The 26,036-nt window shown below is 71.9% G+C and carries 20 protein-coding genes; 7 read left to right on the top strand and 13 right to left on the bottom strand.

Going from position 1 to position 26,036, the window contains the following annotated elements:
• Positions 1 to 3: 3 nt before the first annotated feature.
• The 3 genes from pyk to pta form a co-directional block, all read right to left on the bottom strand.
• Positions 4 to 1,434 carry a pyruvate kinase gene (pyk, locus tag K7854_RS04900; RefSeq protein WP_226025105.1) on the bottom strand — a complete coding sequence of 477 codons (1,431 nt, stop codon included), beginning with the start codon at positions 1,432 to 1,434 and terminating at the stop codon, positions 4 to 6.
• Between the two features lie 74 nt (positions 1,435 to 1,508).
• Positions 1,509 to 2,732 carry an acetate kinase gene (locus K7854_RS04895; protein WP_226025104.1) on the bottom strand — a complete coding sequence of 408 codons (1,224 nt, stop codon included), beginning with the start codon at positions 2,730 to 2,732 and terminating at the stop codon, positions 1,509 to 1,511.
• Positions 2,729 to 4,822 carry a phosphate acetyltransferase gene (gene pta / locus K7854_RS04890; protein ID WP_226025103.1) on the bottom strand — a complete coding sequence of 698 codons (2,094 nt, stop codon included), beginning with the start codon at positions 4,820 to 4,822 and terminating at the stop codon, positions 2,729 to 2,731. Before pta ends, K7854_RS04895 begins: the two co-directional genes overlap by 4 nt.
• Positions 4,823 to 5,007: 185 nt before the next feature.
• On the opposite strand from pta, the gene K7854_RS04885 reads away from it, so the two are divergent.
• Positions 5,008 to 6,033: an ATP-dependent 6-phosphofructokinase gene (locus K7854_RS04885; RefSeq protein ID WP_226025102.1), complete on the top strand. Its 1,026-nt coding sequence runs from the start codon at positions 5,008 to 5,010 to the stop codon at positions 6,031 to 6,033.
• Positions 6,034 to 6,059: 26 nt separating this feature from the next.
• Here the strand turns inward: K7854_RS04885 and K7854_RS04880 are convergent, their stop codons facing one another.
• The 5 genes from K7854_RS04880 to K7854_RS04860 all read right to left on the bottom strand — a co-directional run bounded on the left by K7854_RS04880 (position 6,060) and on the right by K7854_RS04860 (position 11,017).
• Positions 6,060 to 6,773 (bottom strand): helix-turn-helix domain-containing protein, encoded by a 714-nt coding sequence (locus K7854_RS04880; RefSeq protein WP_226025101.1) that lies wholly within the window; start codon positions 6,771 to 6,773, stop codon positions 6,060 to 6,062.
• A 99-nt stretch (positions 6,774 to 6,872) separates the two neighbouring features.
• Positions 6,873 to 7,754: a carbohydrate ABC transporter permease gene (locus K7854_RS04875; RefSeq protein WP_226025100.1), complete on the bottom strand. Its 882-nt coding sequence runs from the start codon at positions 7,752 to 7,754 to the stop codon at positions 6,873 to 6,875.
• A 1-nt stretch (position 7,755) separates the two neighbouring features.
• Complete coding sequence (locus K7854_RS04870; protein WP_226025099.1) at positions 7,756 to 8,697, bottom strand: carbohydrate ABC transporter permease; 942 nt, start codon at positions 8,695 to 8,697, stop codon at positions 7,756 to 7,758.
• The gene (locus K7854_RS04865) at positions 8,694 to 10,070 is read right to left on the bottom strand and encodes an extracellular solute-binding protein (protein WP_226025098.1); all 1,377 of its coding nucleotides are present in this window, start codon (positions 10,068 to 10,070) and stop codon (positions 8,694 to 8,696) included. The genes K7854_RS04870 and K7854_RS04865 overlap by 4 nt, the downstream gene beginning before the upstream one ends.
• Before the next feature lie 68 nt (positions 10,071 to 10,138).
• Positions 10,139 to 11,017 carry a 5'-methylthioadenosine/S-adenosylhomocysteine nucleosidase family protein gene (locus K7854_RS04860; protein WP_226025097.1) on the bottom strand — a complete coding sequence of 293 codons (879 nt, stop codon included), beginning with the start codon at positions 11,015 to 11,017 and terminating at the stop codon, positions 10,139 to 10,141.
• Between the two features lie 27 nt (positions 11,018 to 11,044).
• Here K7854_RS04860 and K7854_RS04855 point away from each other — a divergent pair, with 27 nt between their 5' ends.
• A complete protein-coding gene (locus K7854_RS04855) occupies positions 11,045 to 11,584 on the top strand; it encodes a hypothetical protein (protein ID WP_226025096.1) in 540 nt (179 codons plus the stop codon).
• A 208-nt stretch (positions 11,585 to 11,792) separates the two neighbouring features.
• Positions 11,793 to 14,078 (top strand): tetratricopeptide repeat protein, encoded by a 2,286-nt coding sequence (locus K7854_RS04850; RefSeq protein ID WP_226025263.1) that lies wholly within the window; start codon positions 11,793 to 11,795, stop codon positions 14,076 to 14,078.
• On the opposite strand, the gene K7854_RS04845 is transcribed toward K7854_RS04850, so the two are convergent.
• On the bottom strand, positions 13,963 to 14,655 hold the full coding sequence (locus tag K7854_RS04845; RefSeq protein ID WP_226025095.1) for a response regulator: 693 nt from the start codon (positions 14,653 to 14,655) through the stop codon (positions 13,963 to 13,965). The genes K7854_RS04850 and K7854_RS04845 overlap by 116 nt on opposite strands.
• Positions 14,656 to 14,743: 88 nt before the next feature.
• Positions 14,744 to 16,417 (bottom strand): sensor histidine kinase, encoded by a 1,674-nt coding sequence (locus tag K7854_RS04840; RefSeq protein ID WP_226025094.1) that lies wholly within the window; start codon positions 16,415 to 16,417, stop codon positions 14,744 to 14,746.
• Between the two features lie 154 nt (positions 16,418 to 16,571).
• Between K7854_RS04840 and K7854_RS04835 the strand changes: the two genes are divergently transcribed.
• The 4 genes from K7854_RS04835 (at position 16,572) to K7854_RS04820 (ending at position 21,247) form a co-directional block, all read left to right on the top strand.
• On the top strand, positions 16,572 to 17,966 hold the full coding sequence (locus K7854_RS04835; protein ID WP_226025093.1) for a cation:dicarboxylate symporter family transporter: 1,395 nt from the start codon (positions 16,572 to 16,574) through the stop codon (positions 17,964 to 17,966).
• 153 nt (positions 17,967 to 18,119) lie between these two features.
• Complete coding sequence (locus K7854_RS04830; RefSeq protein ID WP_226025092.1) at positions 18,120 to 18,518, top strand: MerR family transcriptional regulator; 399 nt, start codon at positions 18,120 to 18,122, stop codon at positions 18,516 to 18,518.
• Positions 18,519 to 18,529: 11 nt separating this feature from the next.
• On the top strand, positions 18,530 to 18,844 hold the full coding sequence (locus K7854_RS04825) for a thioredoxin (RefSeq protein ID WP_226025262.1): 315 nt from the start codon (positions 18,530 to 18,532) through the stop codon (positions 18,842 to 18,844).
• A 135-nt stretch (positions 18,845 to 18,979) separates the two neighbouring features.
• A complete protein-coding gene (locus tag K7854_RS04820; RefSeq protein WP_226025091.1) occupies positions 18,980 to 21,247 on the top strand; it encodes a HelD family protein in 2,268 nt (755 codons plus the stop codon).
• Between the two features lie 3 nt (positions 21,248 to 21,250).
• Here K7854_RS04820 and glgB read toward each other — a convergent pair whose 3' ends face one another.
• The 3 genes from glgB to K7854_RS04805 all read right to left on the bottom strand — a co-directional run.
• On the bottom strand, positions 21,251 to 23,785 hold the full coding sequence (gene glgB, locus K7854_RS04815) for a 1,4-alpha-glucan branching enzyme (RefSeq protein ID WP_226025090.1): 2,535 nt from the start codon (positions 23,783 to 23,785) through the stop codon (positions 21,251 to 21,253).
• Positions 23,786 to 23,825: 40 nt separating this feature from the next.
• A complete protein-coding gene (locus tag K7854_RS04810; protein ID WP_226025089.1) occupies positions 23,826 to 25,220 on the bottom strand; it encodes a maltokinase N-terminal cap-like domain-containing protein in 1,395 nt (464 codons plus the stop codon).
• 20 nt (positions 25,221 to 25,240) lie between these two features.
• The coding region (locus K7854_RS04805) for an alpha-glucosidase C-terminal domain-containing protein (RefSeq protein ID WP_226025088.1) at positions 25,241 to 26,036 on the bottom strand (796 nt) is incomplete at its 5' end.

Genomic DNA, 26,036 nt, shown 5'->3' with positions numbered 1-26,036 from the left:
TCGTCAGCCGCGCCGCGTCTCGCCCAGGTGGTGCACCCGGACCATGTTGGTGGTGCCGGGCACGCCGGGGGGCGAACCGGCGGTGATCACGACGATGTCGCCGTCGTTGAACCGGCCGAGCCGGACCGTCTCCTGGTCCACCAGGTCGACCATCTCGTCGGTGCTGTTCACGAACGGCACCACGTGCGGCTCCACGCCCCAGCTGAGCGCCAGCTGGTTGCGGGTGGACTCGTCGGTGGTGAAGGCGAGGATCGGCTGGCAGGCGCGGTAGCGCGAGAGCCGGCGGGCGGTGTCGCCGGACTGGGTGAAGGCCACCAGGCCCTTGCCGCCGAGGAAGTCGGCGATCTCGGCGGCGGCCCGGGCCACCGAACCGCCCTGCGTGCGCGGCTTCTTGCCCGGCACCAGCGGCTGGAGGCCCTTGGAGAGCAGCTCCTGCTCGGCGGCGGTGACGATCTTCGACATCGTCTTGACCGTCTCGATCGGGTAAGCGCCCACGCTGGACTCGGCGGACAGCATGACCGCGTCGGCGCCGTCCAGGATCGCGTTGGCCACGTCGGAGGCCTCGGCGCGGGTCGGCCGGGAGTTGGTGATCATCGACTCCATCATCTGGGTCGCCACGATCACCGGCTTGGCGTTGCGCCGGCACAGCTCGATCAGGCGCTTCTGCACCATGGGGACCTTCTCGAGCGGGTACTCGACGGCCAGGTCGCCGCGCGCGACCATCACGCCGTCGAACGCCATCACGACGTCCTCCATGTTGTCGACCGCCTGGGGCTTCTCCACCTTGGCGATCACCGGGACCCGGCGGCCCTCCTCGTCCATCACGCGGTGCACGTCGGCGACGTCCTTGGCGTCCCGGACGAAGGAGAGGGCGACCAGGTCGCAGCCCATGCGCAGCGCGAAACGCAGGTCCTCGACGTCCTTCTCGCTCAGCGCGGGGACGTTGACCGCGGCACCCGGCAGGTTGATGCCCTTGTGGTCGGAGATGACGCCGCCCTCGATGACGATCGTCTTCACCCGGGGGCCCTCGACCTCGGTGACCTTCAGCTCGACGTTGCCGTCGTTGATGAGCACCTGGTCGCCCTTGGTGACGTCGCCGGGCAGGCCCTTGTACGTCGTGCCGCAGATCGTCCGGTCGCCGGGGACGTCCTCGGTGGTGATGGTGAACTCGTCACCCCGCACCAGCTCGACGGGACCCTCCGCGAAGGTCTCCAGGCGGATCTTCGGGCCCTGGAGGTCGGCGAGGACACCGATGGCCCGGCCGGTCTCCTTGGCGGCGGCCCGGACCCGGTCGTAACGGCCCTGGTGCTCGGCGTGGGTGCCGTGGCTGAAGTTGAAGCGGGCCACGTTCATGCCGGCTTCGATCAGCGTGACGAGCTGCTCGTGGGAGTCGACCGCGGGGCCGAGAGTACAGACGATTTTCGAACGGCGCATGGGGGCCATCCTATCGGTTTGTTTCGGCGCGGAATATTCCGGCTGGCGGAAAATACAAAAGGGCGGGATGCCGCTCAGGTGAGACGGGGATTCTCCGATTCATTCACAAGTGCATAGCTCTGTGTCGCGATCTCCATTTCCTCGTCCGTCGGTACCACCGCCACCGCCACCCGCGCCCCCGCGGGCGAGATCAGCCGCGCCTCGCCGCTCCGTACGGCGTTCAGCCCGGCGTCCACCGCGAGGCCCAGCCCTTCCAGGCCCGCCACGGCCGCCTCCCGCACCGGCGCGGCGTTCTCGCCGACCCCGGCGGTGAAGGCCACCGCGTCCACCCGGCCGAGAACGGCGTAATAGGCGCCGATGTACTTCTTCAGCCGGTGAATGTAGATGTCGAAGGCCAGGGCCGCCTGCTCGTCGCCCTCGTCCACCCGGCGGCGGATCTCCCGCATGTCGTTGTCGCCGCACAGACCGAACAGGCCGCTCCTCTTGTTGAGAAGAGTGTCGATCTCGTCGGCGGACATTCCCCCAACGCGCATCAAATGGAAGATGACGGCCGGGTCCATGTCTCCCGAGCGCGTACCCATCACGAGCCCCTCCAAAGGCGTCAGCCCCATGGAGGTGTCCACGCACCGGCCGCCCCGCACGGCCGAGGCCGACGCGCCGTTGCCCAGGTGCAGCACGATCACGTTCACGTCCTCGGGCGCCCGGCCGAGCAGCCGCGCGGTCTCCCGGGAGACGTAGGCGTGCGAGGTGCCGTGGAAGCCGTAGCGGCGGATGCGGTACCGGTCGGCGATCTTCGGGTCGATCGCGTAGCGCGCCGCGGACTGAGGCATCGTGGTGTGGAACGCGGTGTCGAAGACCGCCACCTGGGGCAGGTCGGGACGGAGCGCCTGCGCGGTGCGGATGCCGGTGAGGTTGGCCGGGTTGTGCAGCGGCGCGACCGGGATCAGCCGCTCGATCTCCGTGAGCACACTCTCGTCGATGAGAGTGGGCTCGCTGAAGAACTCGCCGCCGTGCACCACCCGGTGCCCGATCACGGCCAGCTCCGGGGAGTCCAGGCCCAGACCGTCCCGGCCCAGCTCGGAGGCGACCGCCTTCAGGGCGGCCTCGTGGTCGGCGATCGGGCCCTCCTGCTCCCGGGTGTCGCCGGCGGCCACGAGGGTGTGCTTCAGCCGCGAAGTCCGCTCGCCGATGCGTTCGACCAGCCCGGCCGCCAGGCGCTCGCCGTCGCGCATGTCGATCAGCTGGTACTTCACCGACGAGGAGCCGGAGTTGAGGACGAGGACACGGGTGCCGGTCACAGGTCGGATGCCTTCTCACTGGGGGACTGCTGGGCCTGGATCGCCGTGATGGCGACGGTGTTGACGATGTCCTGCACGAGCGCGCCCCGCGACAGGTCGTTGACCGGCTTGCGCAGGCCCTGGAGCACCGGGCCCACCGCGATGGCACCGGCCGAGCGCTGCACCGCCTTGTAGGTGTTGTTGCCGGTGTTCAGGTCGGGGAAGACCAGCACGCTGGCCTGCCCGGCGACCGCCGAGCCGGGCAGCTTGGTGGCCGCCACCGACGGCTCGACCGCGGCGTCGTACTGGATCGGCCCCTCGATGCTCAGGTCCGGGCGGCGCGAACGGACCAGCTCGGTGGCCTCGCGCACCTTGTCGACATCCGCGCCGGAACCGGACGTGCCGGTCGAGTACGACAGCATCGCGATCCGCGGCTCCACGCCGAACTGCGCCGCCGTCGACGCGGACTGGGCGGCGATGTCGGCGAGCTGCTCCGCGTCCGGGTCCGGGTTGACCGCGCAGTCGCCGTAGACCAGCACCTTGTCGGCCAGGCACATGAAGAAGACGGAGGAGACGATGGCCGCGTCCGGCTTGGTCTTGATGATCTCGAAGGCCGGGCGGATGGTGGCCGCCGTCGAGTGCACGGACCCCGACACCATGCCGTCGGCGAACCCTTCCTGCACCATCAGCGTGCCGAAGTAGTTCACGTCGGAGACCACGTCGTACGCCAGCTCCACGGTCACGCCCTTGTGGGCGCGCAGGGCGGCGTACTTCTCGGCGAAGGAGTCGCGCAGCTCGCTGGCGGCCGGGTCGATCAGCTCCGCACCGCCGAGGTCGATGCCCAGGTCGGCGGCCTTCTTGCGGATCTGCTCGGCCGGTCCGAGCAGCGTCAGCTCGCACACGCCCCGGCGCAGCAGCACCTCCGCCGCGTGCAGCACCCGCTCCTCGGTGCCCTCCGGCAGGACGACCCGGCGCAGGTCGGAGCGGGCCTGCTCCAGCAGCTTGTGCTCGAACATCATCGGCGTGACGCGGTCGCTGCTGGGGGCGGAGACCCGCTGGTTCAGCTCGGCGGTGTCGACGTACCGCTCGAACAGGCCGAGGGCGGTCTCCGCCTTGCGCGGGGTGGCGGCGTTGAGCTTGCCCTCCAGGGAGAACAGCTGCTCGGCGGTGGGGAAGCTGGTGCCCGCCACCGACAGCACCGGCGTGCCGGGGGCCAGCCGGTCGGCGAGGGTGAGGATGCCCTGGCCCGGCACCTCGTCCAGGGTCAGCAGCACCCCGGCTATCGGCGGGGTGCCGGCGCTGTGCGCGGCCAGCGTGCCGATCACCAGGTCGGCGCGGTCGCCCGGCGTGACGACCAGGCAGCCCGGGGTCAGCGCGGCCAGCAGGTTGGGCAGCATGGCCCCGCCGAAGACGAAGTCCAGCGCGTCGCGGGCGAGCCCCGAGTCGTCGCCGAGGACGATCTCGGCGCCCAGGGCGTGCGCGATCTGGGAGACCGTCGGCGCGGACAGGGCGGGCTCGTCCGGCACCACCCAGCACGGCACCGGCAGCCGGTGCGCGAGCCGCTCGGCGATCTCGTCCCGGTCCTCGCGCGCCACCCGGTTGGTCACCATGGCCAGCACGTCGCAGCCCAGCCCGTCGTAGGCGCGGAAGGCGTTGTGGGTCTCCGCGAGCACCGACTCGGCGCTCTGCCTGCGGCCCCCGACGACGGGGAGGACCGAGGCGCCGAACTCGTTGGCGAGCCGTGCGTTCAGCGACAGCTCGTCCGGGAACTGGGTGTCGGCGTAGTCGGTGCCGAGGACGAGGACCACGTCGTAGTCCCGCGCGACCAGGTGGAACCGGTCGACCAGCGCGGACACCAGCTCGTCCACACCCTGCTCGGCCTGGAGGAGGGAGGCCTCCTGGTAGTCCATGCCGTAGACCGTCGCCGGGTCCTGCGAGAGCCGGTAGCGGGCGCGCAGCAGCTCGAAGAGCCGGTCGGGCCCGTCGTGCACCAGGGGACGGAAGACGCCGACCCGGTCGACCTGCCGGGTCAGGAGTTCCATCACCCCCAGCTCGACGACCTGGCGGCCGTCGCCGCGGTCGATACCGGTCACGTACACGCTGCGCGTCACGCGTGCTCTCCGTTTCGTCTGGCTGGGCGTTTCGTCGGGCTGAGGGGATGGGCGGAATCCTCTTGACAGTACCTCCGGCCATGGTTATGGCGCCCGTCAGCGTCCGCCGGCGTCCGTCGGCGGTCGGGCCGTGAAACAATTGGATCGGCTCACCGGTGTCAACAGCGAGCAGGAGACACAGCACGATGCGTATCGGAGTTCTCACCGCAGGCGGCGACTGCCCCGGCCTGAACGCAGTGATCCGGTCGGTCGTGCACCGAGCGGTCGACAACTACGGCGACGAGGTCATCGGCTTCGAGGACGGCTACGCCGGGCTGCTGGACGGCCGTTACCGCACCCTCGACCTCAACGCGGTCAGCGGCATCCTGGCCCGCGGCGGCACCATCCTCGGCTCCTCCCGCCTGGAGCGCGACCGGCTCCGCGAGGCCTGCGAGAACGCCGGCGACATGATCCAGAACTTCGGCATCGACGCGCTGATCCCGATCGGCGGCGAGGGCACCCTCACCGCCGCCCGGATGCTGTCCGACGCGGGCCTGCCGGTCGTCGGCGTGCCGAAGACCATCGACAACGACATCTCCTCCACCGACCGCACCTTCGGCTTCGACACCGCCGTCGGCGTCGCCACCGAGGCCATGGACCGCCTGAAGACCACCGCCGAGTCGCACCAGCGCGTGATGGTCGTCGAGGTCATGGGCCGGCACGCCGGCTGGATCGCCCTGGAGTCCGGCATGGCCGCCGGCGCCCACGGCATCTGCCTGCCCGAGCGGCCCTTCGACCCGGCCGACCTGGTCAAGATGGTCGAGGAGCGCTTCGCCCGCGGCAAGAAGTTCGCCGTCGTCTGCGTCGCCGAGGGCGCCCACCCCGCCGAGGGCACCATGGACTACGGCAAGGGCGCCATCGACAAGTTCGGCCACGAGCGCTTCCAGGGCATCGGCACCGCGCTCGCCTTCGAGCTGGAGCGCAGGCTCGGCAAGGAGGCCAAGCCGGTCATCCTCGGTCACGTCCAGCGCGGCGGCACCCCGACCGCGTACGACCGGGTGCTCGCCACCCGCTTCGGCTGGCACGCGGTGGAGGCCGCGCACCGGGGCGACTTCGGCCGGATGACGGCGCTGCGCGGCACGGACGTGGTGATGGTGCCGCTGGCGGAGGCGGTCACCGAGCTGAAGACGGTGCCGAAGGACCGGATGGACGAGGCGGAGTCGGTCTTCTAGCCGCCGAACCGAGCGCTGGAGGAGCGCTACGGGTGCTTCTCGACCGCCGTCCAGAAGTGCTCCACGATCCGGTCCAGGAAGTCCCGGCCCCCGGCGCTGGACTCGGGGGCGCCGCCGCCCCAGCTGAGGGTGGCGGCCATCCGCCCCTGGTAGTCCTGGTGCAGCACCTGGAGGACGTTCTCCAGCACCCGCCGGTCCAGCGGCGCCAGCTTGCCGATCGGGCGCACACAGCCCTGCCAGCGGGTGGTCACCGCGCTCGTGAGCAGTTCGGCCAGCTTCTCCTCGCGCCCCGTGACGGTCACGAAGTCGGGCAGCGTGAGGCCGAGCACGTCGGCGAGCTGGGCCGACTGCCGGTCGGTGCCGCGCCAGTCGTCCGCCTCCTCCATCCGCTGGTAGGCGGAGAGCCCGAGTCCGACGGCACGGGCCACGTCCTCGGGTGCCAGACCGCGGGCGACGCGGTGCTCGCGCAGCGACTGCGGCCGCCCGAGCAGCTCACCCGGCGAGCACCACAGCACCCCGGCGAGCGCGGTCAGCTCCGGGCCCTCGGGGGCGGCGGTGCCGCGCTCCCAGGCGATGACGAGGTCGGGGGTGACGTACGGCAGCCCGTACGAGACCCGTATGCCGTGGGCGACGTGCTCGGGCCCCATGTTGAGGGCGGCACGCAGCCGGCGGGCGGCGAGGGCGTTGAACGGGGGGCCCGACTGGCTCGGGCCGGGTGAGGGTCGGCGCACGCGCCACACCGTAGGGGTCCGGGGCGGCGCTGACTACGGGCTGTTCGGCCAGCGATACGGATTGTAGGAACGTACGGGGGCGCGCCGGCCGGGGTGCGCCCCCGCCGCTCACCCCTTCACCGCCCCGCCCAGCGCGAAGCCCCCGCCCAGCCGCCGGGAGATCAGCACGTACAGCAGCACGACCGGCGTCGAGTAGACGATCGAGAACGCCGCGAGCTGCCCGTACGCCACCATGCCGCGGTTGCCGAAGAAGTCGTTGATGCTGACCGAGGCGGGCATCTGGTCCGGGGAGAGCAGCAGCATGAAGGGGACGAAGAAGTTCCCCCACATCATCACGAACGAGAACACCGTCACCACCGCCACCCCGGGGCCCATCAGCGGCAGCACGATCCGCAGCAGCGACTGGAACGACGACGCCCCGTCCGTCCAGGCCGCCTCCTCCAGTTCCTTCGGCACCCCGTCCATGAAGTTCTTCATCAGCCAGATCGCGAAGGGCAGCTGCGAGGCGGCGAAGAAGAAGATCGTCCCCTGCATGGTGTCGATCATGTTCACCCGCACGAACAGGGCGTAGACCGGCACCATGATCGCCGTGATGGGGAGGCTGGTCGCGAACAGGATGGTGAGCAGGAACGGCCGGTTCAGCCGCGACCGGAAGCGGGAGAGCGGATACGCCGCGAGCGCCGCGCACACCACCGTCAGCAGCGTCGCGCCGCCGCACAGGATCAGGCTGTTGAGCAGCGGGGTGAAGGTGATCTCCGGGGTGAGGACCGCGTCGAAGTTGTCCAGCGTCACCCCGTCGGGGACCTTGACCCGCAGGCTCGCGTGCGGGTCGAGGGCGGACAGCACCACCCAGGCCAGCGGCAGCACGAAGGCCGCGGCCGCCACCAGCAGCCCGGCGTCGGCGGCCGCCCGCCGCCGGTTGCGCCGCGAGGCCGGGGTCGTACGGCGGACCGTCCGGGTGGACGGGCGGGGCGTGAGCGTGTCCGTCATCTCAGACCTCCGTCCGCAGCAGGCGCAGGTACACGACCGAGAACAGCGAGCCGATCAGCAACAGCAGCAGCGCCACCGCCGTGCCGTACCCGATCAGGCTGTTCTGGAAGGCCTGCTCGTACATGAACAGCGGCAGCGTCTGGCTCTTGCCGCTCGGCCCGCCCCGCGTCATCACCCAGATCAGCCCGAAGACCGACAGGGTCTGCAGCGTGTTGAGCATCAGGTTGGTGCCGATGGAGCGCCGGATCATCGGCAGCGTGATGTGCCACATCCGGCGCCAGCCGCTCGCGCCGTCCACCTCGGCGGCCTCGGTGACCTCCTTGGGGATCTCGTTCAGCGCGGCCGAGTACACCAGCATCGAGAACGCCGTGCCGCGCCACACGTTGGCGAAGGACACCGCCAGGATCGGCAGCGTGAACAGCCAGTTCTGGGTGGGCAGGTGGAGCCAGTCCAGGACGGCGTTGAGGGTGCCCTCGCGCCGGAAGAAGGCGTAGAGCAGGAAGCCCGCCACCACCTCCGGCAGCACCCAGGCCGTGACAACGATGCCACCGGTGAGGGTGCGGACCGGTTTCGAGGCCCGCTGCATCAGCGAGGCCAGCGCAAGGCCCAGGGTGTTCTGCCCGATCAGCGAGGACAGCACGGTGAACACCAGGGTCAGCCACACGGCGTTGAGGAACGCCTCGTCCTTGAAGGCACGGGTGAAGTTGTCGAAGCCGACGAAGGACTCCTGGGCCTGCCCGGTGAGCTGGAGGTCGGTGAAGGCGATGACCACGCAGTAGACGATCGGGCCGGCCAGGAAGAGCAGCAGCAGGACGACGGCGGGGGAGACGGGCAGGGCGCGGAAGAGGGACCGCCGGACGGTTCCGGTGCGCCCGCCGGAGGCCGGGGGCGCCGACGCCTTCCGCACCCCCGGCCCGGCGCGGCCCGGCGCGGTCGCCGTCACTTGCTCACCACCTGGTTGTCGGTGGCCTCCTTGAGCGCCTCGTCGTAGCCGCGCGCGGCCTCCTCGACCGACTTGTCGCCGGTCGTCACGCCCTCCATCGCCTCCTGGATGGCGACGGACACCTTCGGGTACGCCGGGTAGGCGGGCCGGTAGTGGGTGTCGGCGACGAGGTCGGTGAAGAACTTGATGCCGGGCTGGGCGTCGACGTAGGCGGGGTCGTTCGCGACGTCCTCGCGGACCGCGATGCCGGAGTTGGCGACGTACCACTTCTGGGCGTTGGCCTTGGTCTGCATCGTCTTGATGAACTCGAAGGCCAGGTCGGGGTTGCCGGCCTTGTCCGGGATGGACCAGGTCCACCCGCCGGACATGCTCACCCGTCCCGGGGCCTGCCCGTTCTGTGTGGGCATGGCGGCGAGCCCCAGCTCCTTCGACCACTCGGGCCACTCGTGCCCGCTGCCCTCCAGCCAGTCCTGCGGCAGCCAGGAGCCGTCGAGCGCGATCCCGAGCTTGCCCTGCGGCAGCAGCTCACCGCGGATCTTGGTGGAGAAGTTGGGGTCGAGCGCGTCGGAGACCTCCGGGCCGAGCTTCTCCTTGTACACGGTCTCGACGAAGCCGAGGGAGTCCCTGAACCCCTGCCCCGCCGTGATCCACTTCTTGGCGCCCTTGTCGTACAGCGGGTCGGCGCCGCCGTCCCCCGTCCCGTACAGCAGCATCTCGAAGCCCTGCATGGTGGCCATCTCGCCGGCGGGCTTGCCCGTGTAGACGTTGATCGGCGTGACGCCCGGCACCTTCTCCTTGATGGTGCGGGCGGCGTCGAGGACCTCGTCCCAGGTCTTCGGCTGCCAGTCCGCGGGCAGCCCCGCCTTAGCGAACACGTCCTTGCTGAACCAGAGCCCGCGGGTGTCCGTCCCGTCCGGCACGCCGTACGTCTTGCCGTCCTCGCCCTTGGCCGCCGCCTTCGCCGTGTCGATGAACTGGTCCCAGTCCTTCCACTCGGCCAGGTAGTCGTCCAGTGGCTTCAGGTACCCGCTGGTGATGTCGGAGTTGATGAGGAAGGTGTCCTCGTAGACCAGGTCGGGGGCGGTCTTGGGGGAGCGGAGCATCTGCTGGAGCTTGGTGTAGTACTCCGAGTCCGGCGCCTTGATCGGCACCAGCTCGACCTTCTTCCCCGGGTTGGCCTTCTCGAACTGCTTCTTGATGTCGCCGAGGTAGGTGTCCATCACCTTGATGGAGTTGTCCGTCGACTGCTTGAAGGAGACCTTCACCGTGTCCGGATCGCTGCCGGAGCCGCTCCCGCAGGCGGCGAGCGAGGTGGAGGCGAGCGCGGTGAGGGTGAACAGGGCGGTGAACCGGACGGTGGGACGCACGGGCATGACCTCCTACGGGCGCACGACACTGTGGCCTGGACGGCTGCGTGGCGAACGTAAGAGGAATGGTCTAGTCAGGTCAATGAGTGTGCGCCGGATTGGCCCCGGAGGAGGTGATCGGCCTTGCCGGTGACGGGGCCGTGGAAGGTGCCGCCCCGGAAGTCGATGTGGTCTCCGCCGTACGTCGCTCCGCGGGGCTCCTTTCCGAAGCCGGTGGAACCCTCGCGGGGCCGGTGCTTGCGCAGCACCGCCGCCGTCACCGCCGCGGCCTGCTCGGCGGCCAGCTGCTGCGAACCCGAGGCATCGGCCTGGTGCTTCCCGGCGTCGGCCCGGTCGCTGATGCCCCGGATCACCAGGGCGTTCACCTGGCCGCTCAGGTGGGCCGCCTGGAGGGCGCCCGAGCCCTCCATCTCGATCGCGCCCGCGTCGTTGTAGTTCCGGCGGACGAACCGGGCGATCTCGGACCCGGCGTCCGCCAGGACGACATCCCCCGTGGCGATCGGCATGAAGTGCGCCCGTAGGCCGGGCATGTCCCGCACGGCGGAGCGGGCGGCCTGCTCCAGCGCGTGCGAGCCCGGCAGGGCCTTCGGGCGGACCAGGAAGCCCTCCGGGGTCTGCTTGCCGCCGTGGATCCCGTACACCTGCGTGCCGACGACGACGTCGCCGATCCCGACGTCGTCCTTCAGGCTGCCCGCGACCCCGACGAACAGCACCGCCTCGGGGCGCAGCCAGTCGATGAGCCGGGTGGTGAGGACGCCGGCCCGCTCGGCGCCCATGCCCAGCTCGGCGAGGGCGACCTGCCAGGAGGTGTCCGGCAGCCGGCCGATCTCGACCCGGGTGCCGTCCCGGTGCACCCGCTCCTCCCGCTCCTCCACGTGCGCGCGGACCGCGGCGTATTCGAGCGGGAGTGCGGTCAGGACCAGAATGCTGGGCTGGATGTCCGGCATAGTCATAAGTTACCGCTGGGAGAAGGGGATCGAGTGCCGGAACAGGACGTCACGGTTGGGCAGTTGCTGCTCGCCGAGTACGAGAGCGTGAAGAGCGAGCAGAGGGCGAGGATCGGGTTCCGGGACAACCTCCTCTACGTGACGCTCGCCGTCGTGGCCGCCGTCATCGCCGCCACGGCACAGGCGGAGCAGCCCTCGATGCTGCTCGCGCTGCCGCCGGTGTGTCTCGTCCTCGGGTGGACCTACCTCGTCAACGACGAGAAGATCTCGGCGATCGGGCTCTACGTCCGGGACGATCTGGGGCCGAAGCTGGCCGAACTCGCCGCCCACGGCAGCGGGTTCGCGACCTTCGGGTGGGAGGCGTACCACCGGAGCGACACCCGGCGCCGGTCCCGCAAGACCATCCAGACCGTGATCGACCTGACGGCGTTCTGCGCGGTACCCCTGGCGGCGCTGGTCGTTTTCTGGGTGAACGGGGACGCCACCCGGCTGCTCGTCGCGCTCTCGGTGCTGGAGGCGCTCGCCGTGGCGGGGCTCGCCGCGCAGGTCGTGTGGTACGCGAAGGCGGCGTGATCGTCCCTCTCGCACGGGAGGAACGGCGCGGATGGAAGCGGCACTGCTGACGGCACTGGCCGAGGGCGCGGGCGGGGACGGTGGACGCCGGGCGGTGGAGGCGCTGGCGCGGGCGGTGGGGCTCGACACCGGCGCACCCGTCCGGGACATCGCGAAGGCGGCCGCGGAACCGGCGCGGCGGGACGCCGTACGGAAGTGGGGCGAGACGGTGGCCGAACTGCTCGCCGCCGAGCCGTCCGGCGTCGCCGGTGCCGTCGCCCGAGCCATGGAGCGGTCCGCACCGGGCAGCGGGGCGTCCTGGTACGGCGGCGATCACGCCGACTTCCGGGGCGGGGTCTTCCTGCGCGAGGTGATCGGCGTACAGGTCGTGGTCCAGGAGGGCGGGGCCGCCGTCCCGGAGGCGATGGCGGGCCTGCCGCCGAGGCCCGGCGGGTTCACCGGCCGGGAGCGCGAGACCGAGGACCTGTTGCGCGCGCTGGACCCGGACGGGGCGCCATCCGCCGCGGCGCCGGTCGCCTCCGTGTCCGGTCTCGGCGGCATCGGCAAGACCGCACTCGCCGTCGAGACCGCTCACCTCGCCTGGGAACGGGGCTGGTTCCCCGGCGGGGTCCTCTTCATCGACCTGCACGGCTACGACCGGGAACCCGTGACCGCGGACCGAAGTCTGCGAACCCTGCTGCACGCCCTCGGCACCCCGCCGGAACGCATGCCCACGACCACGGACGAGCGATCCGCGCTCTACCGCTCGACGCTGGCCGTCCGGGCCCGCGAGCGCGGCGGGGTGCTGGTCCTGGCGGACAACGCCTCGTCGGCCGACCAGGTACGGCTCCTCGTGCCGGGTGACTCCCGGCACCGCGTCCTGGTCACGTCCCGCGACCGTCTGCCCCAACTCGGTGCACGGCTGCTGCCGCTGGACGAACTCGGAACGGGGGAGGCGTACGAACTCCTCGACCGCGCCCTGCGGATCGCCGATCCGCACGACGGCCGGGTGGGCGACGACCCCAGTACGAGCGACCGGCTCGCGAGCCTCTGCGGGCGCCTTCCGCTGGCCCTGCAGATCGCGGCCGCCCTGCTGGCGGCCGACCCTGGCAAGCCGGTGAGCGAACTCGTGGCCGAACTGGCCGAGGCCCACGACCGCCTGGACCACCTCGACGACGGCGAACGCAGCGTCCGCGCCGCCTTCGAGCTGTCCTACCGTCGGCTGCCGCCCGAGCAGGCCCGGCTGCTGCGCCTGCTCGCTCTCGCGCCCGGACCCGAGGTGAGCGACGAGGTCGTCGCCGCGCTGGTCGACACCGACCGTCCTCCGGTGCGTGACCAACACGCCCTGGCCCGGGCGCACCTCGTGGAGCGGGGGCGCACACGCGGGTGGTGGCGGTTGCACGACCTGGTGCGGGTGTTCGGGGCGGGCGTGGTGGCCCGAGCAGAGGGTGACGCCGCGCGGGCGCGCGTGCTGCGGCACTACCTGGAGCGGGCCCGCGCGGCGGACGCCCACCTCAAGCACCACACGGCGGACGACAAGGAGACCGGGCCGTTCCGGAGCCGCGAGGAGGCACTCGCCTGGTTCGACGCGGAGCGCGCGGGGCTCGTGGCCGCCGTCCAGTGGGCGACGGACCGCCAACTGGCCTCCGACGCCGTCCGGCTCTCCAGTGCGCTCTGTGAGTACTTCGAATGGCGGCGCTTCTTCGACGACACGGTCACCGTGTGCCGCGCCGCCTGTGCCGCCGCACGCCGGGAGGGCGACAAGGCCGTCGAAGCCGCCGCCTGGAACAGGATGGGGACCGCCCTGCGGGGAGGCAGCCGGCTCAGGGAGGCGTGGGAAGCGCACCAACGGGCGGGCGACCTCTACCACGCCGTGGGCCACGACAACGGCAAGGCGATGGCGGTGTCCAACCTCGGCAACATCCTCGGCGACGTGGGTCAGATCGACGAGGCCGTCGAAGCCTTCCACATCGCCCTCGGCCTCTTCCACCGCACCGGTGACCGGCACAGCGAGGCCGGTGTGTGGAACAACCTCGCCATCCCCTTGCGCAAGTCCGGCCGCGTGGACGAGGCCCTCGACGCCCTCCGAGCCGCTCTCGACCTCTACCGGGAGACGGGGGACCGGCCCCGCGAGGGCAGGGCCTGGCACAACTACGCCGTCGCCCTCAACGCGCGGGGCCGCACCGCGGAAGCCGTGACCGCCTGCCTCGACGCTCTGGACATCTGCGAGGAGTTCGAGGACTGGCACGGCGCCGCCCGGACGCTGTACGCCCTCGGGCTCGTGCACGAGACGGCGGGGGACGCCGAGCGGGCCCGCGCGCGTATGGCGCAGGCCGCGGACGCCTACGAGCGGGCGGGCTCGCCCGAGGAGGCCGAGCAGGCGCGCCGGGCGGCCCGGCTTACCGGCCCCGCACCCACCGGTACACCAACTCCGGTCGCCCCACCTGACCGTACTGCGGGCTCCGCCCCGCGCGTCCCGCGTCCACCAGGTGCTCCAGGTAACGCCGGGCCGTGATGCGGGAGATGCCCACCGCCTCCGCGACCCCGGCCGCCGTGAGGCCCTCGGCCGAGCCGCGCAGGGCGCCCGTGACCCGTTCCAGGGTCGGGCCGCTCAGCCCCTTGGGGAGGGCCGCCGGGCCGGGGGCGCGCAGGGTGGCCAGGGCGCGGTCGACCTCGTCCTGGCCGCTGGCCTCCCCGGCGGTGCCCCGGAACTCGGCGTAGCGCACCAGGCGGTCGCGGAGGGTGGCGAAGGTGAAGGGCTTCAGGACGTACTGGACGACGCCCAGCGACACCCCCTCCCGTACGACCGTCAGGTCCCGGGCCGACGTCACCGCTATCACGTCGGTGTGGTGACCCGCCGCACGCAGTGACCGGGCGAGCTGGAGTCCGTGCACGTCCGGGAGGTGGAGGTCGAGCAGGAGCAGGTCGACCGGCGTGCGGTCCAGCGTGCGGCGGGCCTCCGCGCCGGTGTGGGCCTTGCCGACCGCGACGAACCCCGGCACCCGGCCGACGTACATCACGTGCGCGTCGGCGGCCACCGGGTCGTCCTCGACGACCAGGACCCGGATGGGCCGTGCGTCGGCGGTGCTCATGCGGCGCCCCCGGGGCGGGCGCGCCGCACGCCGACGGCGGTCCGGCGGTCCACGTCGGCCGGGACGAGGGGCAGGGGACGTCGCCGTCTCACACCGCACCCCCGAAGTCCGGTCTGCCGCCCGTCACCGCGGCCGGGGCCGACCCGTCGCGCCCGGCGTCGGCCAGCGGCAGCCGGGCCTCGAAGCGGGCGCCGCCGCCCTCCGCCTCCGTGACGGTCAGGGTGCCGTCGTGCCGGCGTACCGCCTGCCGGACCAGGGCCAGGCCCAGACCGCGTCCGCCCTCGCCGGCCGGCTTGGTCGAGTAGCCCCGCTGGAAGACCAGGTCGGCGTGGGCGGGATCGACGCCGGCGCCGGTGTCCGACACCCGCAGGACCAGCTCGGAGCCGCCGGCGCCGGAGGCCTCCGTGTACGCCGCCACCGTCACCCGCGACGGCACCGCACCCTGCGCCGCGTCCACCGCGTTGTCCACCAGGTTGCCCAGGATCGTCACCAGGTCCCGGGCGGGCAGCGACCGCGGCAGCAGTCCGTCGTCCAGTCGGCTGTCCTGCGACACCACCAGCTCCACTCCCCGCTCGTTGGCCTGCGCCGTCTTGCCCAGCAGCAGCGCCGCCAGCACCGGCTCGCTCACCGCCGCCACCACCTGGTCGGTGAGGGCCTGCGCCAGCTCCAGCTCCGCCGTCGCGAACTCCACGGCCTCCTCCGCCCGTCCCAGCTCGATCAGCGAGACCACCGTGTGCAGCCGGTTCGCCGCCTCGTGCGCCTGGGAGCGCAGCGCCTGCGTGAAACCGCGCTCCGAGTTCAGCTCGCCCGTCAGCGACTGCAGCTCGGTCACGTCCCGCAGCGTCACCACCGTGCCACGGCGCTCACCGCCGGAGACCGGCGAGGTGTTCACCACCAGCACCCGCTCCGCCGCCAGGTGCACCTCGTCCACCCGCGGCTCCGACGCCAGCAGCGCCCCCGTCAGCTGCGAGGGCAGCCCCAGGTCCGCCACCGAGGTGCCGACCACGTCGCCGCGCACGCCGAGCAACTCCCGTCCGCCGTCGTTGATCAGCGCGACACGGTACTGCCCGTCCAGCATCAGCAGGCCCTCCCGCACCGCGTGCAGCGCCGCCTGATGGTAGTCGTGCATCCGGCTCAGCTCGTCGGCGTTCATGCCGTGCGTGTGCCGGCGCAGCCGCGCGTTGATCACGTACGTGCCGACCGCGCCGAGCAGCAGCGCCCCGGCCGCCACCCCCGACAGGGCCGTGAGCTGTTCCTGTGCCCGCTTGCTGATCTCCTCGACCTTGATCCCGGCACTGACCAGCCCGACGATGCGGCCGTCGTCCGTGATCGGGGTGACCGCCCGGACCGAGGGGCCGAGCGTGCCCGTGTAGGTCTCGGTGAAGGTCTGGCCCCGCTGCGCGCGCTCGATGTGGCCCTGGAAGGGATGGCCGATTTGCTGCGGGTCGGGATGGGTCCAGCGGATGCCCTCCGGGTTCATGATCGTCACGAAGTCCACGTCGGTGTCCTGCATCACCCGCACCGCGTACGGCTGCAGGCGCGCCGTCGGGTCCGGGGTGCGGATGGCCTCCGCCACGGACGGCGAGTCGGCGATCGCCAGCGACACTGACCTGGCCTGTCGCCCGGCCGCGTCCTGTGCCTGCCCACGGTCGCTGATGTAGCTGAACAGCGCGTACCCGACCACGACGACCGCTATCAGCACGGCCTGCATGGCGAAGAGCTGCCCCGCCAGGCTGCGGGGTCTCGGGACGCGGAGGTGCATGCGGCCAGTCTCCCTCCTGGCTGGATCGTGAACTAAATGAACGCAAGGGTGACCGCGCTCACACACCGGGAGATAGTCACCCCGTCCCCACTACCCACCCCCGGACGTGAGCCGCACGCCGGTGATGCCGACGACGTCGTCAAGGAGGGCCGCCGTGACCAGCAAAGCCGCTACGGCACCTGCCGCACCCAAAGCCAAGCGCGACCGCACGCACTATCTCTACATCGCCGTGATCATCGCGGTCGCCCTCGGTATCGCCGTCGGTCTGATCGCGCCGGACTTCGCGACCGAGCTGAAGCCGCTCGGCACCGGCTTCGTGAACCTGATCAAGATGATGATCTCCCCGATCATCTTCTGCACGATCGTGCTGGGCATCGGCTCGGTCCGCAAGGCCGCCAAGGTCGGCGCGGTCGGCGGCATCGCCCTGGTCTACTTCTTCGTGATGTCGCTGGTGGCGCTCGCCATCGGCCTGATCGTCGGCAACATCCTGGACCCGGGCACGGGCCTCGCGGTCACCGACGCCGTCAAGGAGACCGGCCAGGCACAGGTCGACGCGGAGGCCAAGGGCACCGTCGACTTCCTGCTGGGCATCATCCCGACCACGATCGTCTCCGCCTTCACCGCGGGTGAGGTGCTCCAGACCCTGCTGATCGCCCTGCTCTGCGGCTTCGCGCTGCAGGCCATGGGCTCCGCCGGGCAGCCCGTCCTGCGCGGCATCGAGCACATCCAGCGGCTGGTCTTCCGCGTCCTGGCCATGATCATGTGGGCGGCCCCGATCGGTGCGTTCGGCGCCATCGCCGCCGTCACCGGCTCGGCGGGCGTCGACGCCCTCAAGAGCCTGGCCGTGCTGATGCTCGGCTTCTACGTGACCTGCGTGCTCTTCCTCTTCCTGGTGCTGGGCACGGTGCTGCGCGTGGTGGCCGGGATCAACGTCTTCTCGCTCTTCAAGTACCTGGGCCGCGAGTTCCTGCTGATCCTGTCCACCTCCTCGTCGGAGTCGGCGCTGCCGCGCCTGATCGCGAAGATGGAGCACCTGGGCGTCAGCAAGCCGGTGGTCGGTATCACCGTCCCGACCGGCTACTCCTTCAACCTCGACGGCACCATGATCTACATGACCATGGCCTCGCTGTTCATCTCGGACGCCATGGGCACGCCGATGTCGATCGGTGAGCAGATCCCGCTGCTGCTCTTCCTGCTGGTGGCCTCCAAGGGCGCCGCCGGTGTCTCCGGCGCCGGCCTCGCCACGCTGGCCGGCGGCCTGCAGTCGCACAAGCCCGCCCTGGTGGACGGCATCGGCCTGATCGTCGGCATCGACCGCTTCATGAGCGAGGCCCGCGCGCTGACCAACTTCGGCGGCAACGCGGTCGCCACCGTCCTCATCGGCACCTGGACCAAGGAGATCGACAAGGACCGGGTGAACGAGGTGCTGGCCGGCCGGGTCCCGTTCGACGAGAAGACGCTGCTGGACGACGGGCACGGCGCCGCCGACGACGACGGCACGCCCGACCTGCCCGAGCAGGGCGGCGAGAAGGAGCTGGCACGGGCCTGACGCCCACCCGCTCCGGGTACGCCCGCACACCCCGGGCGGCTGAGGTGCTCCCCCCGTTGCTCAGCCGCCCGGTCCCCCGAAGAAGCCCCGCGCCTTCCCCCCGGCGCGGGGCTTCTTGCCTTGACGTCCGCGTCAAGGCTTACGTTCGTCGGTATGCGAATCGGCGAGCTGGCCGCACGGGCCGGGACCACCACGCGGACGCTGCGGTACTACGAGTCGCGGGGCCTGCTGCCCGCCCGGCGGGGCGGCAACGGCTACCGGACCTACGACGAGGACGACCTGAAGCTGCTGCGGCAGATCAGGACCCTCCAGGACTTCGGGTTCGACCTGGAGGAGACCCGCCCCTTCGTGGAGTGCCTGCGCGCCGGGCACCCCGAGGGCGACTCCTGTCCCGCGTCCCTGGTGGTCTACCGGCGCAAGCTGGCCGAGCTGGACACGCTGATCGAGCAGCTCACGTCGGTGCGCGCGCAGGTCGCCGCACAGCTGACGCGGGCCGAGGCGGCGGTTCCGGGGGGTCCGGAGCCCAAGTGCGAACTGGGAGGACACGGATGAGTTCCCATGGGGTGCCCGAGGTGACGGACGCGGACTTCGCGGCGGAGGTGATCGGCTCGGACCTGCCCGTACTGGTGGAGTTCACCGCCGACTGGTGCCCGCCGTGCCGGCAGATGGGGCCGGTGCTCAGCGCCCTGGCCGAGGAGGAGGGCGAGCGGCTGCGGGTGGTGCAGCTGAACGTCGACCGGAACCCGGCGACCACGAACGCGTACAAGGTGCTGTCGATGCCGACGTTCATGGTGTTCCGCGGCGGTGAGCCGGTGAAGTCGATGGTCGGCTCCCGGCCCAAGCGGCGGCTCCTGGAGGAGCTGTCCGACGTGGTCTGACCGGCCCGGAACCCGGACGGGCCGACGCAGAAAAAATCCCCCGAGCAATTGCGCTCGGGGGATTTCTCTGCGTATATTCGATGATTCGCGACTTCAGGAAAAAGAGGTCGCGAAGAAGTTCAGTAGGCACAGTATATGCGGCCGGGAGTGGAATTGTCAAACACCGAATTTCCGGATGATGAATTGCGGCACGAGCAGGAATTCATCGACGGACTGTACGCGCGCGTGGACGCGCTGCGCGGCGACGCCGAGGTCTCGGTGACCGAGGCGCTCGCGCAGGGCAACGCCCCCCAGCAGGCCCGCCTGGAGCGGGACATCCTGGTCGCCGAGCGCTCCGGGCTGCTCGCCGCGCTCAACGCGGTGGACGGCTCCCTCTGCTTCGGCCGGATCGACCTCACCTCCGGGGAGGGCCACCACATCGGCCGTATCGGCCTGCGCGCCGACGACGCCGAACGCACCCCCGTCCTCATCGACTGGCGGGCCGGTGTCGCCCGCCCCTTCTACCTGGCCACCGGACACACCCCGATGGGGCTGCGCCGCCGCCGGCACATCGCCAGCGAGGGCCGCACGGTCACCGCGCTGCACGACGAGATCCTGGACCTCGGCGACGAGAGGCGCACCGGCCACGAGGACCCCTCCGGCGACGCCGTGCTGCTCGCCGCGCTGAACTCGGCGCGCACCGGCCGCATGGGCGACATCGTGCAGACCATCCAGGCCGACCAGGACCGCATCATCCGCGCCCCGCACCGCGGCGTCCTGGTCGTCGAGGGCGGGCCCGGCACCGGCAAGACCGCCGTCGCCCTGCACCGCGCCGCCTACCTCCTCTACGAGCACCGCGAACTGCTCGCCAAGCGCGCCGTCCTCATCGTCGGCCCCAACCCGGCCTTCCTCGGCTACATCGGCGAGGTGCTGCCCTCGCTCGGCGAGACCGGCGTCCTGCTCGCCACCGTCGGCGAGCTGTTCCCCGGCGTGCGGGCCACCGCGACGGACACCCCCGAGGCGGCGGCCGTGAAGGGCCGGGCCGACATGGCCGACGTGCTCGCCGCGGTGGTCAGCGACCGGCAGGCGCTGCCCGACCCGGTGATCGCGATCGAGCACGACCGGGACGTCCTCATGCTGGACGACGGCCTGGTCAACGTCGCCCGCGAGCGCACCCGCGCCGCGAAGCTGCCGCACAACGCGGCCCGCGAGCACTTCGAGGGCCACATCCTCAACACCCTCACCGACATGGTCGCCGAGCGCATCGGCACCGACCCCTACGACGGCAGCAACCTCCTCGACCCCAGCGACATCACCCAGATCCGGGACGAACTCGCCGAGAACCCCGAGGTCTGGTCGGCGATCGACCAGCTCTGGCCCCGGCTCACCCCGCACCGCCTGGTCGCCGACTTCCTCGCCGCCCCCGAGGCCTTCCTGCCCGCCGAGGACGCCGCCGCCGTCCGCCGCCCGGTCACCCGGCGCTGGACCGTCGCCGACGTGCCGCTGCTGGACGAGGCGGCCGAACTGCTCGGCGTGGACGACCGGGTCGCCCGCTCCCGCGCGGAACGCGAGCGCGAGCAGCAGATCGCCTACGCGCAGGGCGTCCTCGACGTGTCGTACGCCTCCCGGACCTACGAGTTCGAGGACAAGGACGAGGAGGACGCCGAGGTCCTGTCCGCGCACGACATCATCGACGCCGAGCGGTTCGCCGAACGCCAGGAGGAGGACGACCACCGCAGTGCCGCCGAGCGCGCGGCGGCCGACCGCACCTGGGCGTTCGGGCACATCATCGTGGACGAGGCGCAGGAGCTGTCCCCGATGGCCTGGCGGCTGCTGATGCGGCGCTGCCCCACCCGCTCGATGACCCTGGTCGGCGACCCGGCGCAGACCGCGGAGGCGGCCGGCGTCGGCTCCTGGTCGAAGATCCTCGCCCCGTACGTCGAGGACCGCTGGGAACACACCCGCCTCGGCGTCAACTACCGCACCCCGGCCGAGATCATGGACCTGGCGGCGGCCGTCGTCCGCGCCGAGGACCCGTCCTTCACGCCGCCCAGCTCGGTGCGCTCGACGGGCGTACGCCCCTGGGTCCGTGCCACCGGCGACCTCCCGGCCGCCGTCGCCGAGGCGGCCCGGGAGCTGGCCCCCGAGGAGGGCCGCCTCGCGGTCATCGCCCCGCGCGAGCTGCACCGGGTGCTCGCACCCCGGCTCGACGGGGTGACGGCGGGCGCCGAGCCGGACCTGACGCACAAGACGGTCCTCCTGGACCCGCGCCAGTCCAAGGGCCTGGAGTTCGACTCCGTCCTGGTCGTCGAGCCCGGCCGCTACGGCACCAGCGACCTCTACGTCGCCCTCACCCGCGCCACCCAGCACCTCGGCGTCCTGCACAGCGAACCGCTGCCGAGGGGGCTGGCCGACGCCGGGTGAGGCTCAGGCCGGGCGCAGCCACACCGTGGCCAGGGGCGGCAGGGTCAGCCGGATGCTCGCCGGGCGGCCGTGCAGGCCCTGCGGCTCCGGCTTGACCGGGTCCGGGGTGACCACGTCGCCGCCGCCGTACCGCGCCGCGTCGGTGTTGAGCACCTCGTGCCAGGCCGGGACCTCGTCGGGGACGCCGAGGCGGTAGGCGGAGCGGACCACCGGGGCGAAGTTCGACACCGCGAGCAGCGGGGTGCCGTCGGCGTCCAGGCGCAGGAAGGCCAGGACGTCGTCCTCGGCGGCGTCGCCGACCACCCACGAGAAACCGGACGGGTGGGTGTCGCGCCGCCACAGCGCGGGCGTGGCCCGGTAGACGGTGTTCAGGTCCCGCACCAGGTCGCGCACGCCCCGGTGGTCCGCCGCCGCCCCGTACTCCGGGTCGAGCAGCCACCAGTCGGGGCCGTGCGCCTCCGACCACTCCGCGCCCTGGGCGAACTCCTGCCCCATGAAGAGGAGTTGCTTGCCGGGATGGGCCCACATGTAGCCCAGGTACGCCCGTTCGTTGGCCCGCTGCTGCCACCAGTCGCCGGGCATCTTCGACACCAGCGACTTCTTGCCGTGCACCACCTCGTCGTGGGATATCGGCAGCACGTAGTTCTCGCTGTAGGCGTACACCATGGAGAAGGTCAGCTCGCCGTGGTGGTACGCGCGGTGCACGGGATCGTGGCTCATGTACTGGAGCGAGTCGTGCATCCAGCCCATGTTCCACTTCAGCCCGAATCCGAGACCGCCGAAGCCGCTGGGACCCTTGTGGTGGGTGGCCCGCGTGACCCCGTCCCAGGCCGTCGACTCCTCCGCCACCGTCACCACCCCGGGCACCCGCCGGTACAGCGTCGCGTTCATCTCCTGGAGGAACGCCACCGCGTCCAGGTTCTCCCGGCCGCCGTGCTCGTTCGGCGTCCACTGGCCCGGCTCGCGCGAGTAGTCCAGGTAGAGCATCGAGGCGACCGCGTCCACGCGCAGCCCGTCGATGTGGAACTCCTCGCACCAGTACACGGCGTTGGCGACCAGGAAGTTGCGCACCTCCCGGCGCCCGAAGTCGAACTCCAGCGTCCCCCAGTCGGGATGTGCCGCCCGCAGCGGATCGGAGTGCTCGTACAGCGGGCGCCCGTCGAACTCGGCCAGCGCCCAGTCGTCCCGCGGGAAGTGCGCCGGCACCCAGTCCATCAGGACGCCGATGCCGGCCCGGTGCAGCCGGTCGACCAGGTACTTGAAGTCGTCGGGGTCGCCGAGCCGGGCCGTGGGCGCGTAGAAGCCGGTGACCTGGTAGCCCCAGGAGCCGCCGAAGGGGTGCTCGGCGACCGGCATCAGCTCGACGTGGGTGAAGCCGAGGTCCGCGACGTAGGCCGGGAGCTGCTCGGCCAGCTCGCGGTAGGTCAGTCCGGGGCGCCAGGACGGCAGGTGGACCTCGTACACCGACATCGGTGCCTCGTGCGCGGGCGCGTCCGCGCGGTGGGCCAGCCACTCCCCGTCGCCCCACGTGTAGTCCGAGGCGTGCACGACGGAGGACGTGGCGGGCGGCACCTCCGTACGGCGGGCCAGCGGGTCGGCGCGCAGGGTGCGGGAGCCGTCGGGCCGGGTGATCTCGAACTTGTACAGCTCGCCCGCGCCGACGCCGGGCAGGAACAGCTCCCACACCCCGGTCGAGCCCAGGGAGCGCATCGGGTGTCCGGTGCCGTCCCAGAAGTTGAAGCCGCCGGCGACCCGGACCCCGCGCGCGTTCGGCGCCCACACCGCGAACCGGGTGCCCGCCACCCCGTCGTGCGTCGTCGGGTGCGCGCCCAGCGCCCGCCACAGCTGCTCGTGCCGGCCCTCGCCGATCAGGTGCAGGTCCAGCTCGCCCAGCGTGGGCAAGAAACGGTACGGGTCCTCGGCCTCCTGGACCGTCCCGTCGTACGCCACCAGCAGCCGGTGGACCGGGACCTCCCGCAGCGGCGCGAGACCGGAGAAGAACCCGTCCCCGTCGTCGTGCAGTTCGAGCCGCAGCTCCCCGGCGAGCACGGTCACCGCGAGGGCGTACGGCCGGAAGGCGCGGAACGCGACCCCGCCGGGCACCCGGTGGGCGCCGAGCACCGCGTGCGGGTCGTGGTGGGTGCCGGCGAGCAGCCGCTCCCGGTCTGAGGCGTCCAGCGCGGGGGAGACGGCGACCTCGGCCGCGGGGGAGGCGGCGGCCGCCCGGGGCGCGGCCCGTTTCGGCGCCGCCTTCTTCGCGGCGGCCTTCCCTGCGGCGGCCTTCCCCACGGCGCTCTTCCCTGCGGCGGTCTTCTGCGTGACCTGCTTCGCCGTGACCTTCTTCTTCGCGACGGCCTTCTCGGTGGTGGCCTTCTTCGCTGCCGTCTTCTTCGCGGCGGTCTTCTTCGCGGCGGTCTTTTTCGGGACGGCCTTCTGCGGGGCGGCCTTCTCGGCGGCCTCGGCCGTCTTCTTCCCGGCCGGTTCCTTCCCGGTCGTCTTCCTCGGGTCGGGGCCGCTGGACGAGGGGCGGGGGGTCACGGGCGGAGCCTCCTGGGCGAAGTGGGAAGGGTCGGGGGCGTCAGGCCGGCTCGGGCACGGACAGGCGGCGCACCGCCGCCAGCGGCACCGGAAGCCAGTCGGGGCGGTGCCGGGCCTCGTACAGGACCTCGTAGACCGCCTTGTCCGTCTCATAGGCGCGCAGCAGCACCGGATCGGTGCGCGGGTCGCGGCCGCCGGCCTCCGCGTACCCGGTGCAGTACGCGGCCCGGCAGGACTCGGCCCAGCCCGGCACGCGGACCTCGGCCGAGTGCGCGGCGTAGTCGAAGGAGCGCAGCATCCCCGCGACGTCCCGCACCGCGGGCTGCGGCAGCCGGCGCTCGGCCAGGGGCTTCGCCGGCTCCCCCTCGAAGTCGATCAGCGACCACTCGCCGTCGGGGGAGCGCAGGCACTGGCCGAGGTGCAGGTCGCCGTGGACGCGCTGCGCGGTCCAGGTGAGGCCCTCGGCGGCCAGGTCCGCCAGCGCCGTGAACGCCGTCCGCAGCGCGGGTGCGTACGGCCTGAGCAGGGGCACGGCCCGCGCGGTCTCCTCCAGCCGCTCGGTCATGCCCTCGGCGAGCTGCCGCGTCTGGGCCTGGCCGAGGGTGACCGTCGGCAGCGCGCGGGCCAGCGCGGTGTGCACCTCGGCGGTGGCCCGCCCGAGCGCCCGGGCCTCGGCGACGAAGTCCTCGCCCTTGGCCAGCTCACGCAGGGCCAGCTCCCAGCCGTCGGTCGCGCCCTGCAGATAGGGCTGGAGCACGCCCAGCACCCAGGACCGGCCGGCCAGGTCGGCCACCATCCACCCCGCCGGCGCGGGCACCCGGGGGCAGCCCTCGCGGGCCAGGGCGAGCGGCAGTTCCAGGTCCGGGTTGACGCCGGGCACGATGCGCCGCAGCAGCTTGAGGATGAACGTATCTCCGTACACGACCGACGAGTTCGACTGCTCGGCGGTCATCAGGCGGGGCACCAGACCGGCGCGCAGGTCGGTCTCCGCGGCCCGCTCGAAGCGGAGCCCCCCGATGCGGGCCCGCGTGCGCAGCGCCTCCAGCAGTACCTCGGCGGGGCGGGTGTCGTGCAGGGCGTCGTAGGCGGTGCGCCCGGCAACCGGACCCTCCGTGACATGCCCGATCAGGGCGGGCGCCAGCCGGGGCGGCAGCGCCTCGCGGGTGCCGATCAGCAACTGGTAGCAGTCGCCGGGCTGCTCCGCCGCGGCCCCGGCCGGCACACCCTGCTGGTGGGCGCGCACCAGCAGGTGGTGCAGGCCGAGGCGGGAGTCGGCCGGAAGCAGTTCGGTGGCCGCGACCAGCGAGAGGCCGGTGACCGGGCGTCCCTTGCCGGCGAACCAGCGCTGCCGCGGCAGCCACTGGCGCAGCAGAGGGTCGAGGGACGCGAGGAGTCCCGGCGGGCCGGCGTCGGTGCGTATGACGGCTTCCGGCATGGCGTGTCGCTTCCTTTCCCTCAGGCGGCGTCCTTGCGCAGGCGGAACCAGTAGAAGCCGTGCCCGCCCAGGGTCAGCAGGTACGGCAGGTCGCCGACCGCCGGGAAGCGGACCCCGCCGAACAGCTCGACCGGATGGCGTCCGCCGAAGGCGCTGAGGTCCAGCTCCGTGGGCTGTGCGAACCGGGAGAAGTTGTGGACGCACAGCACCAGGTCGTCCCCGTGTTCGCGCAGGAAGGCCAGGATCGCGGGGTTGGAGGAGGGCAGCTCGGTGTAGGTGCCCAGCCCGAAGGCCACGTTCTGCTTGCGGATCTCGATCATGCGCCGGGTCCAGTGCAGCAGCGAGGACGGCGAGGCCATGGACGCCTCGACGTTCGTCACCTGGAAGCCGTAGACCGGGTCCATGATCGTGGGCAGGAACAGGCGCCCCGGGTCGGACGACGAGAAACCCGCGTTGCGGTCGGGCGTCCACTGCATCGGGGTGCGCACGGCGTCGCGGTCGCCGAGCCAGATGTTGTCGCCCATGCCGATCTCGTCGCCGTAGTAGAGGATCGGCGAGCCGGGCAGGGACAGCAGCAGGGCGGTGAACAGCTCGATCTGGTTGCGGTCGTTGTCGAGGAGCGGGGCCAGGCGCCGCCGGATGCCGATGTTGGCGCGCATCCGCGGGTCCTTGGCGTACTCCGCGTACATGTAGTCGCGTTCCTCGTCGGTGACCATTTCCAGGGTCAGCTCGTCGTGGTTGCGCAGGAAGATGCCCCACTGGCAGCCGGACGGGATGGCCGGGGTCTTGGCCAGGATCTCGGAGACCGGGTAGCGC

Origin of the sequence: Streptomyces hyderabadensis, from assembly GCF_020404845.1 — a bacterium.
GTDB lineage: Bacteria > Actinomycetota > Actinomycetes > Streptomycetales > Streptomycetaceae > Streptomyces > Streptomyces hyderabadensis.
The sequence above is the reverse complement of the archived record's forward strand: the minus strand, read 5'-3'. Positions and strand labels throughout refer to the sequence as shown.

Excerpts from the sequence above, each read along its gene's own strand:
- K7854_RS04830 (WP_226025092.1), top strand. The coding sequence starts at position 18,120 with ATGCGAATCGGCGAGCTGGCCGCACGGGCCGGGACCACCACGCGGACG.
- K7854_RS04875 (WP_226025100.1), bottom strand. The coding sequence starts at position 7,754 with ATGACGGACACGCTCACGCCCCGCCCGTCCACCCGGACGGTCCGCCGT.
- K7854_RS04865 (WP_226025098.1), bottom strand. The coding sequence starts at position 10,070 with ATGCCCGTGCGTCCCACCGTCCGGTTCACCGCCCTGTTCACCCTCACC.
- K7854_RS04845 (WP_226025095.1), bottom strand. The coding sequence starts at position 14,655 with ATGAGCACCGCCGACGCACGGCCCATCCGGGTCCTGGTCGTCGAGGAC.
- K7854_RS04810 (WP_226025089.1), bottom strand. The coding sequence starts at position 25,220 with ATGCCGGAAGCCGTCATACGCACCGACGCCGGCCCGCCGGGACTCCTC.
- K7854_RS04885 (WP_226025102.1), top strand. The coding sequence starts at position 5,008 with ATGCGTATCGGAGTTCTCACCGCAGGCGGCGACTGCCCCGGCCTGAAC.
- pyk (WP_226025105.1), bottom strand. The coding sequence starts at position 1,434 with ATGCGCCGTTCGAAAATCGTCTGTACTCTCGGCCCCGCGGTCGACTCC.
- K7854_RS04840 (WP_226025094.1), bottom strand. The coding sequence starts at position 16,417 with ATGCACCTCCGCGTCCCGAGACCCCGCAGCCTGGCGGGGCAGCTCTTC.
- K7854_RS04820 (WP_226025091.1), top strand. The coding sequence starts at position 18,980 with ATGCGGCCGGGAGTGGAATTGTCAAACACCGAATTTCCGGATGATGAA.
- K7854_RS04860 (WP_226025097.1), bottom strand. The coding sequence starts at position 11,017 with ATGACTATGCCGGACATCCAGCCCAGCATTCTGGTCCTGACCGCACTC.